Raw genomic sequence first — 19452 nt, forward strand, 5'->3', positions numbered from 1 at the left:
CCAAATGGAACATGCCTATCACCGAGGGCTGCGGCTTCAACCCCGAATGAGCGTCCAAGGTTGCAGTCGATTCCTTTCGGATACGGACCCTGATGGGGCAATGCCGGGCAAGAAGCAGAGAAGATGCCTTGTTTTTGTTCAGTTTGGTCTTGGACCCTCTGGCGCACTGGCATAGCCTCTGGGCAACCACCGAACCGAGCCAGCGAATATCAGGAGCTGTTGATGGCAATCCCCCATGTATCCTTCCGCGATTCAGTCGAGCGGATGTTCACCCATGCCGCAAGCCTGATGGACCTTCAGCCGGGCCTGGAAGAAAAGATCAGGGTCTGCAACTCGACCTATACGGTGCGCTTCGGGGTCCGGCTGCGCGGCCAGATCCACACCTTCACCGGCTATCGGTCCGTCCATTCGGAGCATATGGAGCCCGTGAAGGGTGGCATCCGCTATTCGCTGGACGTGAACCAGGACGAGGTCGAGGCCCTGGCCGCGCTGATGACCTATAAATGCGCCCTGGTCGAGGTGCCCTTCGGCGGATCGAAGGGGGGTCTTTGCATCGACCCGCGCGCCTGGAACGAGGATGAGCTGGAGCGGATCACCCGCCGCTTCACCTATGAACTGTCGCGGCGCAATCTGATCTCGCCCAGCCAGAACGTCCCGGCGCCGGACATGGGCACGGGCGAACGCGAGATGGCCTGGATGGCCGATGCCTACAAGCGGCTGCATCCCGACGACATCAACGCCAAGGCCTGCGTCACCGGCAAGCCGCGCCATGCCGGTGGGATCGAGGGCCGGGTCGAAGCCACGGGCCGTGGCGTGCAATACGCGCTGCGCGAGTTCTTCCGCCACGCCGACGTGATGAAGAAGGCCGGGCTGGAAGGCGGCCTGGGTGGCAAGCGGGTGATCGTGCAGGGCCTGGGCAATGTGGGCTATCACGCGGCGCAGTTCCTGTCGGCCGAGGACAAGGCCCTGATCACCTGCGTGATCGAGCGCGACGGCGCGATCCGCAACCCGCAGGGGATCAACATCGACGCCCTGCGCGGCCATATCCGCGCGACCGGGGGCATCAAGGGCTTTTCGGGCGGCGACTACAACGAGAACGGCCTGGCCGCCCTTGAGGATGAGTGCGACATCCTGATCCCTGCGGCGATCGAAAGCGTGATCCATGCCGAAAATGCCGATCGCATCAGGTGCAAGCTGATCATCGAGGCGGCCAATGGTCCCGTGACCGCCGATGCCGATGCCATCCTGAAGCGCAAGGGCGTGGTCATCATCCCCGACATGTATGCCAACGCGGGTGGCGTCACGGTCAGCTATTTCGAATGGGTCAAGAACCTGTCCCAGATCAGCCTGGGCCGGCTTGAGCGCCGCCACGAGGAGGCGCGCGCGCGCCTGCTGATCGAGGAGCTGGAACGGATTTCGGCCGACACGGGAACCAACTTCGAGCTGGCGCGGGGCTTCAAGGAGGCCTTCCTGCATGGCGCGGACGAGCTGGATCTGGTGCGGTCGGGCCTGGACGACACCATGCGCGAGGCCTTCAAGAAGATGAAGGAGGTCTGGATGTCCAATCCCAAGGTCGATGACATGCGCACGGCCGGGTATGTCGTGGCGATCCGGCGGATCTCGAACGTCTACGGTTCGCTGGGCCTGTGACCGGGGCAGGGGGCGCTGCCCCCCCCGTCCTGCGGACTCCCCCCGGGATAGTTCGGCACAGAAGATAAGTCGTCAGTCGCGCGGGGCGGAGGCCCGGCGCAGGCGGTCGTTGATCGCGGCGCCCAGCCCGTGGTCCGGGATGGGGGCCACAGCAATGGGACGGCCTTCCCGGTCGGCACGGCGCAGCGTGTCGAACAGGCGCGCCGCGGCTTGGGCCAGGTCGCCGGTTTCGGACAGGGAAAAGGGACCGGGCTGGCCGAAGGCGACATGCGTCTCGTCCCCGCGAGGATCGACGGCGTCAAGGCGCAGCGTCGCGTTCGGCGCGTAATGGCTGGTCAGTTGGCCCGGGGCGTTGGGCGCGGTGGGATCGGCCTCGTGGAGGGCCAGAGGGCGGCCCAGCCTTTCCACGATGGCTTCGGCAGGGATGCCGCCAGGGCGCAGCAATGTGGCGCGGCCCCCCGGCCAGCCCAGGATGGTGGATTCAAGGCCTACCGCGCAGGGTCCGGCATCGAGGACGGCTGCGATGCGGCCGTCAAGCCCTCCGTCGGGGTCCAGCACATGCGCGGCGCTTGTCGGGCTGATCCGGCCCGAGGCATTGGCCGAGGGCGCGGCCAGCGGACCCGTCAGCCGCAGCAGCGCCTGCGCGACGGGATGGGCGGGCACGCGGATCGCGATGGTATCGAGGCCCGCCGTGACCAGCGAGGCGATGCCTGAATCCGGGCGCAGCGGCAGGACCAGCGTCAGCGCGCCGGGCCAGAAGGCTTCGGCCAGGGCTTCGGCCTCGGGCGTGATCTGGGCAATGGGGCGCGCCGCATCCAGATCCGGCACATGCACGATCAGCGGGTTGAAGGACGGGCGGCCCTTGGCGGCATAGATCCGCGCGACTGCCTGTCCGTTGCGTGCGTCCCCTGCAAGGCCGTAAACCGTCTCGGTCGGGATGGCCACGACATCGCCGCCAGCCAGCAGGATCGCCGCGCGGGCCAGGCCCATCTGATCTGGCAACAGCTGTTCGGTCTGCATCCGTGACGCCGGGTTTCGGTTGAGCCTTGTTCCAAGCCCCATAAGATGGCTTGTGACAGTCTGATAGTCGCGCCGGGACCGAATGCCAAGGCGCCGAGGGAGAGGGATCCAGATGAGCTACAAGGCACCGGTCGCGCAGATCGACTTCATCCTGAACCATGTCGTGCCGTTCCCCGAACTTGCCCGGACCGACCGCTTTGCCGAGGCGACGGCCGAGACCGCCGCCGCCATCCTGGCCGAGGCGGGCAAGCTTGCGACCAACGTGCTGGCCCCCTTGAACCGCGCGGGCGACGAACATCCCGCAGTGTTGGAGAATGGCCGCGTCCGGTCGTCGCCCGGCTATGCCGAGGGCTTCCGTGCCATTGCCGAGGGCGGCTGGATCGGGCTTTCGGCCGATCCACACCATGGCGGCATGGGCCTGCCGCAGGCGCTGAACATGGCCGTGGCCGAGATGATGTCGGGCGCCTGCCTTGCGCTGCAACTGAACCCGCTGCTGACCCAAGGCCAGATCGAGGCGCTTGAACATCACGCCAGCGACGACCTGAAGGCGCTGTATCTGCCAAAGCTGATTTCCGGCGAATGGTCCGGCACGATGAACCTGACCGAACCCGGTGCAGGCAGTGACGTCGGCGCGCTGGTGACCAAGGCGGAACCGAATGGCGACGGCACCTATCGGGTGACGGGGCAGAAGATCTATATCACCTGGGGCGACAGCGACGTGACGGAAAACGTCTGCCACCTGGTGCTGGCCCGCCTGCCCGGCGCGCCGAAGGGGACCAAGGGCATCAGCCTGTTCATGGTGCCGAAGCTGATCCCCGACGACCAGGGCCGTCCTGGGGTTGCCAACAGCCTCAAGGTCGTCAGCCTCGAGGAAAAGCTGGGCATCCACGGCAGCCCCACCTGTGTGATGAGCTTCGAGGGCGCGACCGGCTGGCTGGTCGGCGGCGAACACAAGGGCATGGCCGCCATGTTCACGATGATGAACGTGGCCCGCCTTGGCGTGGGGATGCAGGGCGTGGGCGTGGCCGAGGCCGCGCTGCAGCAGGCCGTGGCCTATGCGCAGGACCGCAACCAGATGGGACTGATCATTCAGCATCCCGACGTGCGCCGGATGCTGGCCACCGCCCGGGCCGAGGTGTTCGCCGCCCGCGCCATCGGCCTTGCCTGCGCCACCGCCATCGACCTGGAACGCGCTACGGGCGATGCGGTCCACGCCGCCCGCGCGGCCTTCCTGACGCCCATCGCCAAGGCTTACGGCACCGATGTCGGCTGCCGGGTGGCCGATATCGGCGTGCAGGTGCATGGCGGCATGGGCTATGTCGAGGAAACCGGCGCGGCCCAGTATTTGCGCGACGTGCGCATCACGCCGATCTACGAAGGCACAAACGGCATCCAGGCGATGGATCTTGTGGGCCGCAAGCTGTCCGACGGCGGCGACGCTGCCCTGCGCCTGCTGGACGAGATCGCGGACGGCGCCAAGGCCGCGCAGGCCGATCATCCGCAGATGGCCAATCAGCTATGGCAGGCGGCGGAAACGCTGCGCGAGGCGACCCATGCGCTGCTCGAGCGCGAGATGCCGGTGCGCTTTGCCGGGGCGGTGCCCTATCTGACGGCCTTCGCGCGCGTGCTGGGCGGGCTCTACCACCTGCGCGCGGTGCAGGCGGGGGGCGAGGCGCAACTGGCCCTGGCGCGGGTCTTCATGGCGCGCGTCCTGCCGCGCCATGCGTCCGACCTGGCCGAGGCCCTGGCTGGGGTGGATGACCTGGCCGGGATCAGCGACGCGGCGCTTGCGGGCGACGTGGCGGCGTGATCGCCTTTCCGTTCGACGCCCCGCCTGCCCCCGGCGAAGCCGTGACGGTGGCGCCGGGCGTCTTGTGGATGCGCCTGCCGCTGCCGATGACCCTGGATCACGTCAACGTCTATGCCCTGGCCGAGGGTGAGGGCTGGACGCTGGTCGATACCGGATTCGACACCCCGGCGGGCCGGGACGCCTGGGCCGCCCTGCTGGCGGGTCCGTTGGGGGGGCGTCCGATCCTGCGGGTCATCGGCACCCATCATCATCCCGACCATGTCGGTCTGGCAGGCTGGTTCATGGCGCGGGACGGGTCTGAACTGATGATCAGCCGCACGGCCTGGCTGACGGCGCGGATGCTGGTCCTGGACCGGCAGGACCGGGCCACGCCTGAATCGCTGGCCTTCTGGCGCCGTGCCGGGATGCCAGGGGCCATGCTGGACAAGCGCGCGGCAGAACGGCCCTTCAACTTCGCCGATTGCGTCCACCCCCTGCCTTTGGGCTTCACCCGGCTGGTGGACGGCCAGCAGGTTGCCTTCGGGGGCCGCCGCTGGCGGGTGGCGATGGGTCACGGGCACGCGCCCTGCCACGCGACCTTCTGGTCGCTGGACGACGACCTGGTGATCGGGGGCGACCAGCTTCTGCCCTCGATATCGCCCAACCTGGGGGTCTACCCGACCGAGCCCGAGGCCGATCCGGTGGGCGAATGGATCGAAAGCTGCGGCCGGATGCTGGACCTGGCACAGGCGCGGCACCTGGTCCTGCCCGGCCACAAGCTGCCCTTCACCGGCCTGCCCACGCGGCTGCGGCAACTGATCGACAACCATCACAGCGCGCTTGCGCGGCTTGTCGCGGCCCTGCGGGAAGAACCGCGCAGCGCGGTCGGCTGCTTCGACATCCTGTTCAAGCGCCGGATCGGTGCGGGCGAATTCGGCCTGGCCCTGGTTGAGGCTGTGGCCCATGTGAACCACCTGCGCCGGCAGGGGATCGTGTCACAGATGGGCGAGCGCGACGGCGCCCTGCTGTGGGGGGCGTGACAGGACAGGCGGTTTCGGCTATCGCAGGATCAAAGCGGAACAGGAGGGCAGCCTATGGCCACGCATCATCACGAGACCACCGAGCACAAGGTCGGGACCATGGACATCAGCGAACAGCAGCGGACCTTCGCGGGCTTCATCAAGCTTGCGACCTGGACCACGATCCTGTCGATCCTGGTGCTGATCTTCCTGGCCCTGGCCAATAGCTGATCCGACGGGCTTTCATTCATGAAAAGACGGGTTTTCCTTGCGGCCGCGCTGCCTGCCGCCCTTGCCGCCTGCGGCGCCCAACGCGTCTGGGACACGGACGAGGAACTGCGGGCCGCGCGTTTCGTCTCGGACGAGCCGCCGTCGATCACGCTGCTGACCGTGATCGGCATCCCGCGGGGCGAAGGCGGTCATTCCGGGCTGATGATCAACGGCAGCCAGCGGGTGATCTATGACCCGGCGGGAAGCTGGGAACATCCGCGCATCCCCGAACGCAACGACGTGCTGTACGGGATCACCGACAACTTCAAGAACTTCTACATCGATTATCACGCCCGCAGCACCTATTGGGTGGCCGAGGATACCGTCTTCGTCAGCCGCGAGGTCGCCGATGCCGCGATCCGTTCGGTCGAGATGCAGGGCGCTTCGCCCAAAAGCTATTGCGCGGTCAACAGCGGCAAGGCCCTGCGCCGCGTGCCGGGGTTTGAAAACGCGCCGACGGGCTTCAGCCCGATCAAGCTGCGCAACTGGTTCCTGACCCTGCCCAATGTCCAGTCGAAGCGCCACATGGATGGCGACCCGGCCAACAACCATGACGTGCTGCTGCGCCAGAAGGACGGCCGGATCGTCGGCTACAACATGTAAAGCAGGCCAAACAGGGTGATCGCGCCCGCAAGGATCGCGACGATCATGTTCTTCGTCCACAGGCCGATCGCCACCGTCACCGTGGCGGCGGCCATCCGCGCCGGGTCGGGCTGACCGCCGGTCGCGGCGGGCCAGACCACCAGCGGCGCCACAAGCGCGGGCAGCACCGCCACGGGCGTATAGCGCAGCATCCGCAGCACCCAGGGCGGCATGTCCCGGTTGCCAAGCGCGCCCAGGAAGGACCAGCGGATCAGGAAGGTGCCGATGCCCAGCACCACGATAACCAGCCAGATGGTCAGGTCGGAAGGTCCGTCCGTCATGCCGAAGCCTTCCCCGTCGCCCGCGTCTCGATGATGGCCCCGGTAGCCATGCCCAGGGGCGCCGCGATCAGCAGCCCCAGCCCCGAGGGCAGCCCCGCCAGCAGCAGCGCCGCCGCGATCGCCACGAAGCAGGCGGCCAGATGCGCGGGCGTGCGCAGCATCGGCGCGATCATCGCCAGGAAGGTGATGGGCATGGCGAAATCAAGCGCGATGCCATCGGGGATGGCCTGGCCCACGGTTGCGCCGATCCAGGAACAGATCATCCAGGGCAGGCAGACAACCGTCGCCACGCCTGCGAAGAAGGCCAGCCGCTGCGGCAGGCTCATGGCGGGATCGGCCTCGTATTCCTGGATGGACAGGGCATAGCTCTGGTCCACCAGGGCATAGGCGACCCAAGCCTTTTGCCCGCCGCTGGCGTGGCGCAGCCAGGGCACCAGCGAGGCCGAATACATCGCCATCCGCAGGTTCACCGCCAGGCAGGACAGGATCACGATCACGACCGAGGCGTTGTCGGACAGAAGCTGGACCGCCGTGAATTGGGACGCCCCCGCCAGCACCAGCACGGAAAAGCCCATGACCTGCGCGATATCCATGCCCGCCTCGGTCGCGACGACGCCGAACAGGACGGCGAAGGGGATCATCACGATCAGGAAGGGCAAGGACTTGACCGCGCCCTGCAGGAACATCGCGCGAGGAGGCCGGGCCTCGGCCGCATCGGCGGGGGCTTGCCGCGACGACGCGCCGGGATGGGGGATCGGGGACATGGGGGCTTTCGCATCAGACGGGAACGCGGCACCTTGGTTGCACGATGCGCAAACGGAAGGCAAGGCCGGGTGAAGATCGCAAGCCCCATTCCCGCCGCCTACCTGATCCCCGCCGCGCAGCTTTGGTGGGCAGCCTTTGCCCCGCCCTTGTCGCCCGGCCCGCCCCTTGTCCGCGCCTGCCACGGCATCGCGGCCATTGATGCGGCAGGCCGGCTTGGTGGCGTGGCAGGGCTTCGCGACTCGGGCGGCGGCTTTCTTGCCGGCCTGCCCATGGCAGCGCGGCTGCTTTACCGCGCCGCACCGGCCACGGCCGACCTTGTGATCGACGGGATCGTTGCGACAAGGCGGGGGCAGGGTGTCGGGCGGGCGCTGCTGGAAAACGCGTCCGGTGCCGCGCGCCGATCGGGCCATCCCGGCTTGCGGGCCGAAGTCGAGGTCAGGAACCACGCCGCCATGGCCTTTTATGCCGCCCTGGGCTTTGCCGAGATCGGGCGCGGTCGCTTTGGCTGGCCGTGGTCGGGACCGGTCGCCCTGCTGCGCCGGCCCCTCTAGGCCGGCCCGGGATCAGCCGAAGTTGCCGGAAAGCCGGCCCAGCAGCATGAAGGCCCGGGCGGACCGGGTTTCGGCCAGCACGGCGATCTGCGCGTCGTCCATCTGCGGCAGTTGCCGGGCAAGCATCCCGTCGAAATGGCGCAGGAAATGGTGGGCCGTGTCGCGGAAGATCTCGTCGCGCTGCAGAAGGCCCGCCGCGATGTCCAGGGCAACCGGATCCTGGATGCCGCCCAAGGGCGCGACCGCGCTGCCTCTTTCGCCCTGGGCATAACGCCGCCAGGCGGGCAGGGGCGCGGGATCCGGCAACAGGTCGTCCATATACAGATCCTGGCCTGCCAGCAGCGTCACCACATCCTGCGCCGCGCGCAGGACGCGGGCATGATCGGGGTCCTGCAAGGCCGTGCGCAGCGCGGCGATGGCGGGCGCATCATCCGCGCCATCGGGAAAGTTCAGCGCGCGGATCAGCGTGTCGGGATCGACCGGCGCGGCAGGGGCAGGCTCGGCCCTGGGGGGCAGGGCGCGCTGTTCCGCAGGGCGCGGCGCCGGACGCGAGGGCGCGGGTGCAGGCATGGGCGCGGGCGTGCGGGGCAGGGAATCGGCGTCCTCGGCGACGGCCCCTTCCGCGGCCGGGCGCTGCAGAGGGGCGCCTCGGGTCGCTGCGGCATCGCGAAGCTGGGCCAGGCGATTGCGCAGGTCGTCCGCCTCGGCGCGCAGGACGGCCAGGGCGCGGGCCATGCCGACGGCCAGCCAGATCAGGACCAGCGGCAGGATCGCGCCCATGATCGTGACCAGCCTGGCGATCCCGCCCTGGCTGCCCTCGCCGCCCGGGGACATCAGCCAGAACAGCGCCACAAGGAACAGCCAGGCCGCGGACAGCGCGATGCCGGTGACGCTCAGCGCGTCGCGCTGCGCCAGAGAGGTGATGCGGGCGACCAGGGACATGGGCTATTCGTACCGGATTGCCAGGATTTCATAGCTGCGCTGCCCACCCGGTGTCGCCACCTCGACGCTGTCGCCCACGTCCTTGCCGATCAGCGCGCGGGCCAGGGGAGAGCGGATGTTCAAAAGTCCGCTTTCGATATTCGCTTCGGCCTCGCCCACGATCTGGTAGGTGCGTTCCTCGTCGGTGTCCTCGTCCACAAGGTTGACGATTGCGCCGAACTTGACGGAACCGGACAGCTTGGACGGGTCGATCTGCTCGGCCCGCGACAGGATCGATTCCAGTTCCTTGATCCGGCCCTCGATGAAGCCCTGCTTTTCGCGCGCGGCGTGGTATTCGGCGTTTTCCGACAGGTCGCCATGCTCGCGCGCCTCGGCGATCTGGCGGATGATCGCGGGGCGTTCCTTGGACTTCAGCTCGCCCAGTTCGCGTTCAAGCGCGGCATAGCCGCTGCGGGTCATCGGAATCTTGTCCATCGCTGCCCAATCCTCTGCGGGATGCAAACCTTTGCGGGATGCGGTTTCGTCCAAATGCTAAGGCAACGCCCCTGCCATCCGAATGGCAGGGGCGCGACCTTGGTTGGAGGCAAAGTGCCCCGAACTGCCGTGCCATTGCAAGACCAGAGGCCGGATCCCCGGCAGTTTTTGGCCGTCGCGTCAGCATTGCCGCAGCGCGGCAGAATCGCTACATGACAAAAGCCAAGCAAGGGGGAGCCGAGCCATGACCGTCACCACGCAGCCCGAGCGCGAGTCGATGGAGTATGACGTCGTGATCGTGGGGGCGGGACCTTCGGGTCTGTCCGCGGCGATCCGGCTGAAGCAGATCGACCCGGATCTGTCCGTGGTGGTCCTGGAAAAGGGGTCCGAGGTCGGCGCGCATATCTTGTCGGGCGCGGTGCTGGATCCCATCGGGCTGAACCGCCTGATCCCCGACTGGAAGGAACGCGGCGCCCCGGTCAAGACCGAGGTCGTCGATGACAACTTCTATGTCCTGGGCGAGGCGGGGCGGGTCCGGGTGCCGAACTGGCCGATGCCGCGCCTGATGAACAACCATGGCAACTATATCGTCAGCATGGGCAGCGTCTGCCGCTGGCTGGCCGAACAGGCCGAGAAACTGGGCGTCGAGATCTTCCCCGGCATGGCGGCGTCGCAGGTCGTCTGGGATGGCGAGCGCGTGAAGGGCGTGGTCGCGGGCGAGATGGGGTTGCAGTCGGACGGCACCCCCGGCCCCCATTATGAACCCGGCATGGAGCTGCACGGGAAATATGTCTTCATCGGCGAAGGCGTGCGCGGCAGCCTGGCCAAGGAGATCATCAACAGGCTGAACCTGTCGGACGGTCACGAGCCGCAGAAATTTGGCCTGGGCATGAAGGAGATCTGGGAGGTCGATCCTTCGAAGTTCCAGAAGGGCCGCGTGGTCCACACGATGGGCTGGCCCCTGGGCAAGAACGCCGGCGGCGGCTCCTTCATCTATCACTACGAGGACAACCTGGTGATGGTGGGCTTCGTGGTCCATCTGAACTACGAGAACCCCTATCTTTATCCCTACATGGAGTTCCAGCGCTTCAAGCACCACCCGATGGTGGCGGAACTGCTGGAAGGCGGCAAGCGCATCTCCTATGGCGCCCGCGCGATCTCCGAAGGCGGCTACCAGTCGCTGCCGGAGCTGTCCTTTGCGGGCGGCGTGCTGCTGGGCTGTTCGGCGGGCATGGTCAACGTGCCGCGCATCAAGGGCAACCACAACGCCATGATCTCGGGGATCGAGGCGGCCGAGGCGGCGGCGGCGGCGATTGCCGCGGGGCGCGAGGGCGACCGGCTGACGGATTACGACACCGCCGTGCGGACGGGCGCCATCGGCCAGGATCTCAGGAAGGTGCGCAACGTCAAGCCGGCCTGGTCGCGCTACGGGCTCTGGCCATCGCTGGTGCTGGGCGGCATGGACATGTGGGGGGCCGGGCTGACGGGCCGCAACATCCTGCGGACCTGGAAGCACGGCAAGACGGATGCCGAGGCCACGGGCAAGGCCGCCAAGTTCAAGCCCATCGACTATCCCAAGCCCGACGGCAGGCTGTCCTTCGACCGGCTGACCAATGTGGCCTTTTCCTTTACCAACCACGAGGAAAGCCAGCCCTGCCACCTGAAGCTGAAGGATCCCTCGATCCCGATTGCGGTCAACCTGCCTGAATATGCGGAACCCGCGCAGCGCTATTGCCCGGCGGGCGTCTATGAGGTGGTCGAGGACGCCAACGGCCCGCGCTTCGTGATCAACTTCCAGAACTGCGTCCACTGCAAGACCTGCGACATCAAGGATCCCAGCCAGAACATCGTCTGGACGACCCCGCAGGGCGGCGACGGGCCGAATTACCCGAATATGTGATGAGAAGGGCGGACCCCGGCGTTGCCCCGCGCCGGGGCGCAGGCTAGGGTCGGTCAAACGCTTTCGTGACTTTCCGGGATGGATGCCGTGACCCTGACCCGCCCGAACCTGGCCCTGATCGCAGCCCTTCTGGCGGCGATGTCGCTGCCTGCCCAGGCCCAGGATCGCCCCGATCCGCGCCCCGCGGATGACGCCCCTGCCGCCGAGGCGCCCGTATCCGGTCCGGCGCCCGTGACCTTTGGCCTGGCCGGGCCGTTCCTGGCGGCGCGCATGGCGACGGTGGAAAACGACTTCCAGGCCGCCGCGCGCTTTTTCGTGCAGGCCGTGGCCCATGATCCCGACGACCGTTTCCTGCAGGACAGCGCCCTTGTGGCCCTGGTTTCGGCAGGGGAAATCGACCGCGCCGTGGCCCTTGCCACCCGCATCGGGTCCGAGGGCGAGCCGACCGAACTGTCGCGCCTGATCGACCGGGCAAAGCTGGTCCATTCCGGCGACTGGACCGGGCTTCTGGCCGATGTCGGCACCCCCACCGATCCGGATTCCGAGGCCGACCTGCTGGCCGGGATGCTGCGCGGTTGGGGGCTGCTGGGCGCCGGCAAGGCGTCCGAGGCGCTTGCCGAGTTCGAGCGTCTGGCCCGCGTCGAGGGCGTGGCGCCGATGGTGAATTATCACCTGGCCCTGGCCCGCGCGCTTGTCGGCGACTACGAAGGGGCCGAATCGCTGCTGGCGGACGACCTGACCGGCGCCCATATCCTGGGCTTCACCGCCCGGGCGCAGATCCTGGCGCAACTGGAACGCCGCGACGAGGCCGTTGCCATGATCGAGGCCGTGCCCGGCGTCGAGGCCGAGCCGCAGCTTCTGGCCCTGCGCGACCGGATCAAGGCGGGCCAGCCGGTCACCTTCGACGTGGTCAAGACGCCAGCCGACGGCATATCGCAGGTCTTCCTGACCTTCGCCTCGGCCCTGGTCAGCAGCCCGGATCCCGAACCGCTGTCGCTGATCCATGCCCGGCTGGCCGCCTGGCTGTCGCCCGAAACCGCCGAGGCGCGGCTGATGGTGGCCCAGATCCTGCAGGAACGTCAGCAGTTCGACCTGGCTGAACCCGAATACGACGCCTTGCGCCGCATGGGCCAGATGCGGCCCGCGGCGGAACTGGCGCGCATCGACACCCTGTCGCGCGCAGGCCGCACGGACGAGGCCGGCAAGGCCGCCTTGTCGCTGACCGCAGCTTATCCCGACCTGGCCCAGGCCTGGATCGCGCTTGGCGATCTTCTGCGCCAGCAGGAGAAGTTCGCCCAGGCCGTGCCGGCCTATGACAAGGCGCTGGCCCTGCTGGAAGGTGCCCCCGACGACGCGCGGTGGTTCCCGCTTTACGCGCGCGGCATCGCCCTGGAACGGTCCCGGCAGTTCGACCGGGCCGAGGCCGATTTCCTGGCCGCGATCGAGATCCGACCGAACCAGGCCAGCCTGCTGAACTACCTGGGCTATAGCTGGATCGACCGGAACGAGAACCTGGACCAGGCGCTCGACCTCATCAAGAAGGCGGTCGAGCTGTCGCCGGACGATGGCTACATCCTCGATTCTCTGGCCTGGGCCTATTACCGGCTGGGCCGCTATCAGGAAGCGGTCGCGCCGATGGAAAAGGCGATCCTGACCATGTCGCAGGACCCGCTGGTCAATGACCACCTGGGCGACATCTACTGGAAGGTCGGCCGCTATCGCGAGGCCGAGATCCAGTGGCAGCGCGCCCTGTCGCTGGACCCGACCGAGACCGACGATGTCGATCCCGACCGGCTTCGCGCCAAGCTGGATCGCGGCCTGGACGCCGTCCTGGCCGAGGAAGCCGCAGGCGCAGTCCAGACCCCGGCCCCCGCCCCGCAGGCCGCGAACAACTGATCCATGCCCATCCTTGAGGCTGCGCCGGCCAAGCTGAACCTTGCGCTGCATGTGACCGGCCGCCGCGCCGACGGCTATCACCTGCTGGATTCGCTGGTGGCCTTTGCAGGCATGGGCGACAGGGTGATGCTGGAGCCGGGGCCATTGTCGCTGCGGATCGACGGGCCGTTCGCGGCAGGCCTTTCGACCGAGAACAACCTTTGCCTGCGCGCCGCGCGGCTGGCGGGGGGCGAGGCCGCGATCCGGCTGACCAAGAACCTGCCCGTCGCCTCGGGCATCGGCGGCGGCTCGGCCGATGCGGCGGCCGTCCTGCGCGGGCTGGCGCGGATGGGCCAACCGATGCCCCACCATCCCGAACGGCTTGGCGCCGATGTGCCGGTCTGCATCGGCTCGCGTCCCGCCCGGATGCAGGGGGTGGGCGAAATCGTGACACCCCTTCCGCCGCTGCCCGCCATCCCGCTGGTGCTGGTCAATCCCGGCGTGGCGGTGTCCACGCCGCAGGTTTTCGCCGCCATGAAGCGGCGAGAGAACGACCCCTTGCCGCCGATCCCGCCGTTTACCGGCCTTGCGGACCTGGCGGACTGGCTGGCCGCCACCCGGAATGACCTGGAAGCGCCTGCCCAGGCCATCGCCCCACTGATCGGCCAGGTGCTTAAGGCTTTGCGGGCGACAGGCGCGGCATTTGCGCGGATGTCGGGTTCCGGGGCCACCTGCTTCGGGCTTTTCGACACTGCCGAACGCGCCAGCATTTCCGCCACCGCGTTGAAACAGCATGGCTGGTGGGCCGTCGCCACGGAACTGGCACCGCCGCCCGCGCCCCGTTAAGCTGGCGAAAACCGCACGAGGGATTTCATGCTGCGTCTTGGCGTCAACATCGATCACGTCGCAACCATTCGCAACGCCCGCGGCACGCCCTGGCCCGACCCGCTGCGCGCCGCCCGCATGGCCGAGGCGGCAGGCGCCGACGGCATCACCGCCCACCTGCGCGAGGATCGCCGCCATATCAGCGACGCCGATATCGATGCGCTGATGGCGAACCTGACGCTGCCCCTGAACCTGGAAATGGCCGCGACCCCGGAAATGCAGGCCATTGCCCTGCGCCACCGCCCCCATGCGGTCTGCATCGTCCCGGAAAAGCGAGAGGAACGCACCACCGAAGGCGGTCTGGACGTGGCGGGAAACGAGGCGATGCTGGCCGACTACATCGCCCCCCTGCGGGATGCCGGCTGCCGCGTGTCGCTGTTCATCGGCCATGACCCGGCGCAGATCGAGGCCTCGGCGCGGATCGGCGCGGCGGTCGTGGAACTGCATACCGGCGCCTATTGCGATTACGACACCGAGGGCCGCCACACCGACCGCGACCGCGAACTGGCGGGCCTGGTCGAGGGCGCGCGGCTGGCCGACAGCCTGGGGCTGGAGGTTCACGCAGGCCACGGCCTGACCTTCGACACCGTCGGCCCCATCGCCGCCATCCCGCAGGTCAAGGAACTCAACATCGGCCATTTCCTGATCGCGGAATCAGTCTTCATCGGCCTTGACGGCGCGATCCGGGAAATGCGGCGCTGCATGGACGAGGCCCGGGCATGATCCGGCTGGGGATGATCCATCTGGCAACCGCCTTGACGCTGCTTGGGGGCGCAGCGCAATCCCAGCAGGTCGAGGTGACGCCCTGCGGCGACGGCCCGCGTGTCGATACCATCGCCGAGCCGTGGGAGCAGAACACGGCAACCTATGCCAATGGCGAGGTCCGCCTTGCGTTGCTGGACATGGTGGAACCCGCCGGTGGCGCCTGGAAGCTGGTCGTCATCAGCCCACCGCGCGACGAGTTGGGGCTGCGGCAATGCCGCGTCATCGGGGCGAACGGGATCGGCTTCTATGGCCTGGATTTCGCTTCGCGCCGGGCGACCTACGATTCCCAGCAGGGGCTGGTGGTGACGTTTCGCGCAACCCGCTATGCCGACGCCGCGCCCGAGGGCGAGCCCTACACGCTGGTCGTCACGATCAACCAGCAGACCGGAAAGATCGGGACCGAGGTGCGGGAATGACGGCCCCCTTCAGCATCGGACGGGCCGCATGATCCTGGGCATCGGCACCGACCTTGCCAATATCGAGCGCATCGCGGGCACGCTCGACCGCTTCGGCGACCGCTTTCGCCATCGCGTCTTCACGCCCACGGAACTGGCCAAGGCCGCCCGCCGCCGGGACGAGGCCGGGACGCTGGCCAAGCGATGGGCCGCCAAGGAGGCGTGCAGCAAGGCGCTTGGCACCGGGCTTGCCATGGGGATCAGTTGGCGCGACATGGCGGTCAGCAACCTGCGGTCGGGCCAGCCGGTGATGGAACTGACCGGCTGGGCCGCCGACCGCCTGGCCGCGATGACGCCGCCGGGCCACCACGCGATCGTTCACGTCACCTTGACCGACGATCACCCTTGGGCGCAGGCTTTCGTGGTGATCGAGGCGCGTCCCGGTCCCAGCCAATCTTGACTTTGCCCCCCGCCGGGGACCATGAACGCGCCAATGCGGCCAATCGCCCGCGCTTAGTTGACGAAGGACGACATCATGGCCGACAGCACGGCGGGCAAGAAAAAGGAAGGCCTGTGGGAAACGGTCAAGACCGTCTTCTGGGCGCTTGTCATCGCGGGCATCTTCCGCACGCTGTTCTTCCAGCCCTTCTGGATTCCGTCCGGGTCGATGAAGGACACGCTGCTGATCGGCGACTTCCTGTTCGTCAACAAGATGGCTTACGGCTATTCGCAGTATTCGTGCCCCTTCTCGATCTGCCCGATCAGCGGCCGCATCCTGGCATCGGAACCCGAACGGGGCGACGTGGTCGTCTTCCGCCACCCCACGCGGGGGGTCGATTTCATCAAGCGGCTGATCGGCCTGCCGGGCGACACGATCCAGATGCGCAACGGCCGGCTGTGGATCAACGGAGAGGAAGTGCCCGTCACCCCTGCAGGCGAGTTCGTGGAAATCAAGGAACAGCAGGGGCCGCAAGGGCTGATCCCGCGCTGCGTCAACGATCCGGTCGCCGAGGGTGGCCAGTGCATCAAGCAGCGTTTCACCGAGACCCTGCCCGGCGGACGCAGCCACGACATCCTGAACATCCAGGACGGCGCATTCGCCGACGACACGCCCACCTTCACGGTCCCCGAAGGCCAGTATTTCTTCATGGGCGACAACCGCGACAATTCCGAGGATTCGCGTTTTCCGCAGGAAATCGGCGGCCTTGGCTTCGTGCCGTCACAATACCTGATCGGCCGCGCCGACCGGATCATGTTCTCGTCCGCGGGGCGGTCGCTTCTGTATTTCTGGACCTGGCGGGCGGACCGCTTCTTCAAGGCGGTCGATTGAAACCCGGCGCCGACATCCGCGCCTTCATGGCCCGGCTGGGGCACGACTTCGCGCGTCCCGAACTGCTGGTGCGCGCGCTGACCCACGGATCCATCGCCAGCGCGACCCGGCCCGACAACCAGCGGCTGGAGTTCCTGGGCGACCGCGTTCTGGGCCTGGTCATGGCCGAGGCGCTGTTCGACGCCGACAAGTCCGCCAGCGAAGGCCAGCTTGCCCCCCGCTACAATGCGCTTGTCCGCGGTGAAACCTGCGCCTCCATTGCGCGCGAGATCGGGCTGGGCGACGTGCTGAAGCTGGGACGGTCCGAGATGATGTCGGGCGGCCGCCGCAAGGAAGCCCTGCTGGCAGACGCGATGGAGGCCGTGCTGGCCGCTGTCTATCTGGACGCGGGCTTTGAAGCGGCGCGCCGGATCGTGCTGCGCCTGTGGGGCGGCCGCCTCGACACGCTCGAGGACGATCCCCGCGACGCCAAGACGGCGCTTCAGGAATGGGCGCAGGCGAACGGAATGCCTCCGCCCGCCTATGAACAGACCGAACGCAGCGGTCCGGATCACGCGCCCGTCTTCCTGATCACCGCGCGCCTGGCCGACGGTCGCGAGGCGCAGGCCCAGGGCGCGGGCACGAAACGCAGCATCGAACAGGCGGCGGCGCAGGCGCTGCTGGACCGGCTGGAGGGCCGCGCATGACCGACAACACATCCACCCGCGCCGGCTTCGTCGCCCTGATCGGCGAGCCCAATGCCGGAAAATCCACGCTGCTGAACCAGATGGTCGGCGCCAAGGTCAGCATCGTCACCCACAAGGTGCAGACCACCCGCGCCCGCATCCGCGGCATCGCCATCCATGACGCGGCGCAGATCGTCTTCGTGGACACGCCGGGCATCTTCCGCCCGCGCCGCCGGCTGGACCGGTCCATGGTCAAGGCCGCCTGGGGCGGGGCGGCCGACGCCGACATCATCCTGCTGCTGGTCGAGGCGCATCGCGGACTGACCGAAGGCGCCAAGGCGATCATCGAATCGCTGAAGGGACTGGACAGCCAGACCCCCGTGGGGCTTGTCATCAACAAGATCGACCGCGTGAAGGCCGAAACCCTGCTGGCCCTGTCGGCCGAACTGAACGCGGCCTTCCCCTTTGTGCAGACCTTCATGATCAGCGCCGAAAAGGGCTATGGCTGCGACCAGTTGCGCGACTGGCTGGCCGGAACGCTGCCGGAAAGCCCCTGGCTTTACCCCGAGGACCAGATCGCCGACCTGCCCATGCGCATGATCGCGGCGGAAATCACCCGCGAAAAGCTGACCCTGCGCCTGCACGAGGAAATCCCCTATCAACTGACGGTGGAAACCGAAGCCTGGGAGGAACGCAAGGACGGGTCTGCCAGGGTCGACCAGGTCGTCTATGTCGCCCGCGCGGGCCACAAGGGCATCGTCCTGGGCAAGGGCGGCGAGACGATCAAGGCCGTGGGCCAGGCCGCGCGCGCCGAACTGGAAGAATTCATGGGCCGCCGCGTCCACCTGTTCCTGCAGGTGAAGGTGCGCGAGAACTGGCTGGACGAGGCCGAGCGCTACAACGAGATGGGACTCGATTTCCGCGACGGCGATGCCTGAAGCCAGACTCGCGACAGGCATCTGGGTCTCGGCCTATCTGGCGCGGCTGGGGCTTGCCCATATCCCGGCCTATGTGACCGCGCGGGGCGACGAAACGGCCGGTGCAGTTCTGGTGAAATGCGCCATGCTAAACGGAACCGCCGCGCTTTATGGCCGCGAATGGGATTTCGACAGCGACAGCCGCCCTTGGCAGGTCATCGCCCAGGGCCCGGAACGCGAGGTCGATGAGGCCATCGCGCGGCAGCGCGGCTTCGACCCCGACCTGTGGGTGATCGAGATCGAAAGCCGCGATGGCCGGACGCTGCTGGACGAAGCCGGGCTTGCCTGATCCATCTGGCGCGGGCCTCTTTTGCAGCCTATGCAATCGGCATGAGCAGCCTTTCCCAACCCGCTGATTCGCCCCGTGGCCTGATCCTGGCCATCGCGACCTATGTCATGTGGGGCTTTCTGCCGCTGTTCATGAAGGAACTGGCCCACGTCCCCCCGTCCGAGGTGATCGCCCATCGCGTCCTGTGGTCGCTGCCCATCGCGCTTGCGGTCCTGCTGCTGCAGCGCCGCTGGCGAGAGGTCGCGGGCGCCTTGCGCCAGCCGCGCCTGCTGGGCATGGCGCTGATCACCGCCGCGCTGATCTCGGTGAACTGGATGATCTATGTCTGGGCCGTGGGCAACAACCACGCGCTTGACGCAGCGCTTGGATACTACATCAACCCGCTGTTCAGCGTCCTGATGGGGGCCACGCTGCTGCGCGAGCGCCTGAACCGGGCGCAGATGGTGGCGATCGCGCTTGCCTCGCTGGCGGTGGTGGTGCTGACGGTGCAGCTTGGGCGGCTGCCGCTGGTGGCGATCGGGCTGATGCTGACCTGGGGTTTCTATGCCTTCTGCAAGAAAAGCCTGCCGCTGGGGCCGACCCAGGGCTTCACGCTGGAAGTGCTGCTGCTGACGCCATTCGCCCTGGCCTATGTCCTTTGGCTGGGGGCAAGCGGGCAGTCGCATTTCGCGTCGGGAAGCCTGGCCGACACGCTGCTGCTGATCGCCTGCGGGCCGGTGACGGCAGTGCCCCTGATCTGCTATGCGACGGCTGCCAAGCAGTTGCGGCTGTCGACCATCGGCATCCTGCAATACATCGCGCCGACGATGATCTTCCTGACCGCGGTGCTGATCTTTGGCGAACCCTTTGGCGCGGCGCAGATGATCGCCTTTCCGATGATCTGGGCGGCGCTTGTGATCTATACCCTGTCGATGCTGCGTGGCGCAGGGGCGCGGCGCCGGGCGATGTCCTGACTTGGCAGTCACCCG

General features: G+C 67.7%; 22 protein-coding genes. 17 read left to right on the forward strand and 5 right to left on the reverse strand.

The genetic code is table 11. The features are described from left to right. Positions 1-222: 222 nt before the first annotated feature. A complete protein-coding gene (locus tag FIU66_RS02300) occupies positions 223-1650 on the forward strand; it encodes a Glu/Leu/Phe/Val dehydrogenase (protein WP_167621206.1) in 1428 nt (475 codons plus the stop codon). Positions 1651-1722: 72 nt separating this feature from the next. On the opposite strand, the gene FIU66_RS02305 is transcribed toward FIU66_RS02300, so the two are convergent. After that, positions 1723-2670: an L-threonylcarbamoyladenylate synthase gene (locus tag FIU66_RS02305; RefSeq protein ID WP_167621207.1), complete on the reverse strand. Its 948-nt coding sequence runs from the start codon at positions 2668-2670 to the stop codon at positions 1723-1725. 112 nt (positions 2671-2782) lie between these two features. On the opposite strand from FIU66_RS02305, the gene FIU66_RS02310 reads away from it, so the two are divergent. Genes FIU66_RS02310 through FIU66_RS02325 form a run of 4 tightly spaced genes read left to right on the forward strand, consistent with a single transcriptional unit; the run spans position 2783 to position 6351 of the window. Further along, positions 2783-4480 (forward strand): acyl-CoA dehydrogenase, encoded by a 1698-nt coding sequence (locus tag FIU66_RS02310; RefSeq protein ID WP_167621208.1) that lies wholly within the window; start codon positions 2783-2785, stop codon positions 4478-4480. Then, positions 4480-5499 carry an MBL fold metallo-hydrolase gene (locus FIU66_RS02315; protein ID WP_240544766.1) on the forward strand — a complete coding sequence of 340 codons (1020 nt, stop codon included), beginning with the start codon at positions 4480-4482 and terminating at the stop codon, positions 5497-5499. The genes FIU66_RS02310 and FIU66_RS02315 overlap by 1 nt, the downstream gene beginning before the upstream one ends. Before the next feature lie 54 nt (positions 5500-5553). Further along, positions 5554-5709 (forward strand): aa3-type cytochrome c oxidase subunit IV, encoded by a 156-nt coding sequence (locus FIU66_RS02320; protein ID WP_167621209.1) that lies wholly within the window; start codon positions 5554-5556, stop codon positions 5707-5709. Positions 5710-5727: 18 nt separating this feature from the next. Continuing rightward, positions 5728-6351: a hypothetical protein gene (locus FIU66_RS02325; RefSeq protein ID WP_167621210.1), complete on the forward strand. Its 624-nt coding sequence runs from the start codon at positions 5728-5730 to the stop codon at positions 6349-6351. Here the strand turns inward: FIU66_RS02325 and FIU66_RS02330 are convergent. Together FIU66_RS02330 and FIU66_RS02335 are read right to left on the reverse strand one after the other, a co-directional pair. After that, on the reverse strand, positions 6339-6671 hold the full coding sequence (locus tag FIU66_RS02330) for an AzlD domain-containing protein (RefSeq protein WP_167621211.1): 333 nt from the start codon (positions 6669-6671) through the stop codon (positions 6339-6341). The genes FIU66_RS02325 and FIU66_RS02330 overlap by 13 nt on opposite strands. Continuing rightward, entirely contained in the window at positions 6668-7435 is a 768-nt protein-coding gene (locus tag FIU66_RS02335) for an AzlC family ABC transporter permease (protein WP_240544718.1), read from the reverse strand. Before FIU66_RS02335 ends, FIU66_RS02330 begins: the two co-directional genes overlap by 4 nt. 69 nt (positions 7436-7504) lie before the next feature. On the opposite strand from FIU66_RS02335, the gene FIU66_RS02340 reads away from it, so the two are divergent. Continuing rightward, positions 7505-7987, forward strand: a complete 483-nt coding sequence (locus FIU66_RS02340) for a GNAT family N-acetyltransferase (protein WP_167621212.1) — start codon at positions 7505-7507, stop codon at positions 7985-7987. 12 nt (positions 7988-7999) lie between these two features. Here FIU66_RS02340 and FIU66_RS02345 read toward each other — a convergent pair whose 3' ends face one another. Both FIU66_RS02345 and greA read right to left on the reverse strand, forming a co-directional pair. Beyond that, a complete protein-coding gene (locus FIU66_RS02345; RefSeq protein WP_167621213.1) occupies positions 8000-8929 on the reverse strand; it encodes a hypothetical protein in 930 nt (309 codons plus the stop codon). A 3-nt stretch (positions 8930-8932) separates the two neighbouring features. Further along, positions 8933-9403 (reverse strand): transcription elongation factor GreA, encoded by a 471-nt coding sequence (greA, locus tag FIU66_RS02350; protein ID WP_167621214.1) that lies wholly within the window; start codon positions 9401-9403, stop codon positions 8933-8935. Between the two features lie 244 nt (positions 9404-9647). Between greA and FIU66_RS02355 the strand changes: the two genes are divergently transcribed. The 11 genes from FIU66_RS02355 (at position 9648) to rarD (ending at position 19437) form a co-directional block, all read left to right on the forward strand. Next, positions 9648-11303, forward strand: coding sequence for an electron transfer flavoprotein-ubiquinone oxidoreductase (locus FIU66_RS02355; RefSeq protein ID WP_167621215.1), 1656 nt, complete (start codon positions 9648-9650; stop codon positions 11301-11303). A gap of 78 nt (positions 11304-11381) precedes the next feature. Next, complete coding sequence (locus tag FIU66_RS02360; RefSeq protein ID WP_167621216.1) at positions 11382-13199, forward strand: tetratricopeptide repeat protein; 1818 nt, start codon at positions 11382-11384, stop codon at positions 13197-13199. 3 nt (positions 13200-13202) lie between these two features. Next, positions 13203-14024 carry a 4-(cytidine 5'-diphospho)-2-C-methyl-D-erythritol kinase gene (locus tag FIU66_RS02365; protein WP_167621217.1) on the forward strand — a complete coding sequence of 274 codons (822 nt, stop codon included), beginning with the start codon at positions 13203-13205 and terminating at the stop codon, positions 14022-14024. Positions 14025-14051: 27 nt separating this feature from the next. Continuing rightward, positions 14052-14786: a pyridoxine 5'-phosphate synthase gene (locus FIU66_RS02370; RefSeq protein ID WP_167621218.1), complete on the forward strand. Its 735-nt coding sequence runs from the start codon at positions 14052-14054 to the stop codon at positions 14784-14786. Beyond that, entirely contained in the window at positions 14783-15244 is a 462-nt protein-coding gene (locus FIU66_RS02375; protein WP_167621219.1) for a hypothetical protein, read from the forward strand. The genes FIU66_RS02370 and FIU66_RS02375 overlap by 4 nt, the downstream gene beginning before the upstream one ends. Positions 15245-15272: 28 nt before the next feature. Beyond that, positions 15273-15683: a holo-ACP synthase gene (gene acpS, locus FIU66_RS02380; RefSeq protein WP_167621220.1), complete on the forward strand. Its 411-nt coding sequence runs from the start codon at positions 15273-15275 to the stop codon at positions 15681-15683. Positions 15684-15758: 75 nt separating this feature from the next. After that, positions 15759-16553 (forward strand): signal peptidase I, encoded by a 795-nt coding sequence (gene lepB, locus FIU66_RS02385; RefSeq protein ID WP_167621221.1) that lies wholly within the window; start codon positions 15759-15761, stop codon positions 16551-16553. Next, entirely contained in the window at positions 16550-17239 is a 690-nt protein-coding gene (gene rnc, locus FIU66_RS02390; RefSeq protein ID WP_167621222.1) for a ribonuclease III, read from the forward strand. Before lepB ends, rnc begins: the two co-directional genes overlap by 4 nt. Further along, positions 17236-18156, forward strand: coding sequence for a GTPase Era (era, locus tag FIU66_RS02395; RefSeq protein WP_167621223.1), 921 nt, complete (start codon positions 17236-17238; stop codon positions 18154-18156). Before rnc ends, era begins: the two co-directional genes overlap by 4 nt. Continuing rightward, positions 18149-18484 (forward strand): DUF1491 family protein, encoded by a 336-nt coding sequence (locus FIU66_RS02400; protein WP_167621224.1) that lies wholly within the window; start codon positions 18149-18151, stop codon positions 18482-18484. Before era ends, FIU66_RS02400 begins: the two co-directional genes overlap by 8 nt. A gap of 41 nt (positions 18485-18525) precedes the next feature. Beyond that, complete coding sequence (rarD, locus tag FIU66_RS02405) at positions 18526-19437, forward strand: EamA family transporter RarD (RefSeq protein ID WP_167621225.1); 912 nt, start codon at positions 18526-18528, stop codon at positions 19435-19437. Positions 19438-19452: the final 15 nt, after the last annotated feature.

The sequence above is a fragment of the Paracoccus sp. AK26 genome (assembly GCF_011801365.1).
In the GTDB taxonomy this organism is placed as follows: Bacteria; Pseudomonadota; Alphaproteobacteria; order Rhodobacterales; family Rhodobacteraceae; genus Paracoccus; species Paracoccus aerius.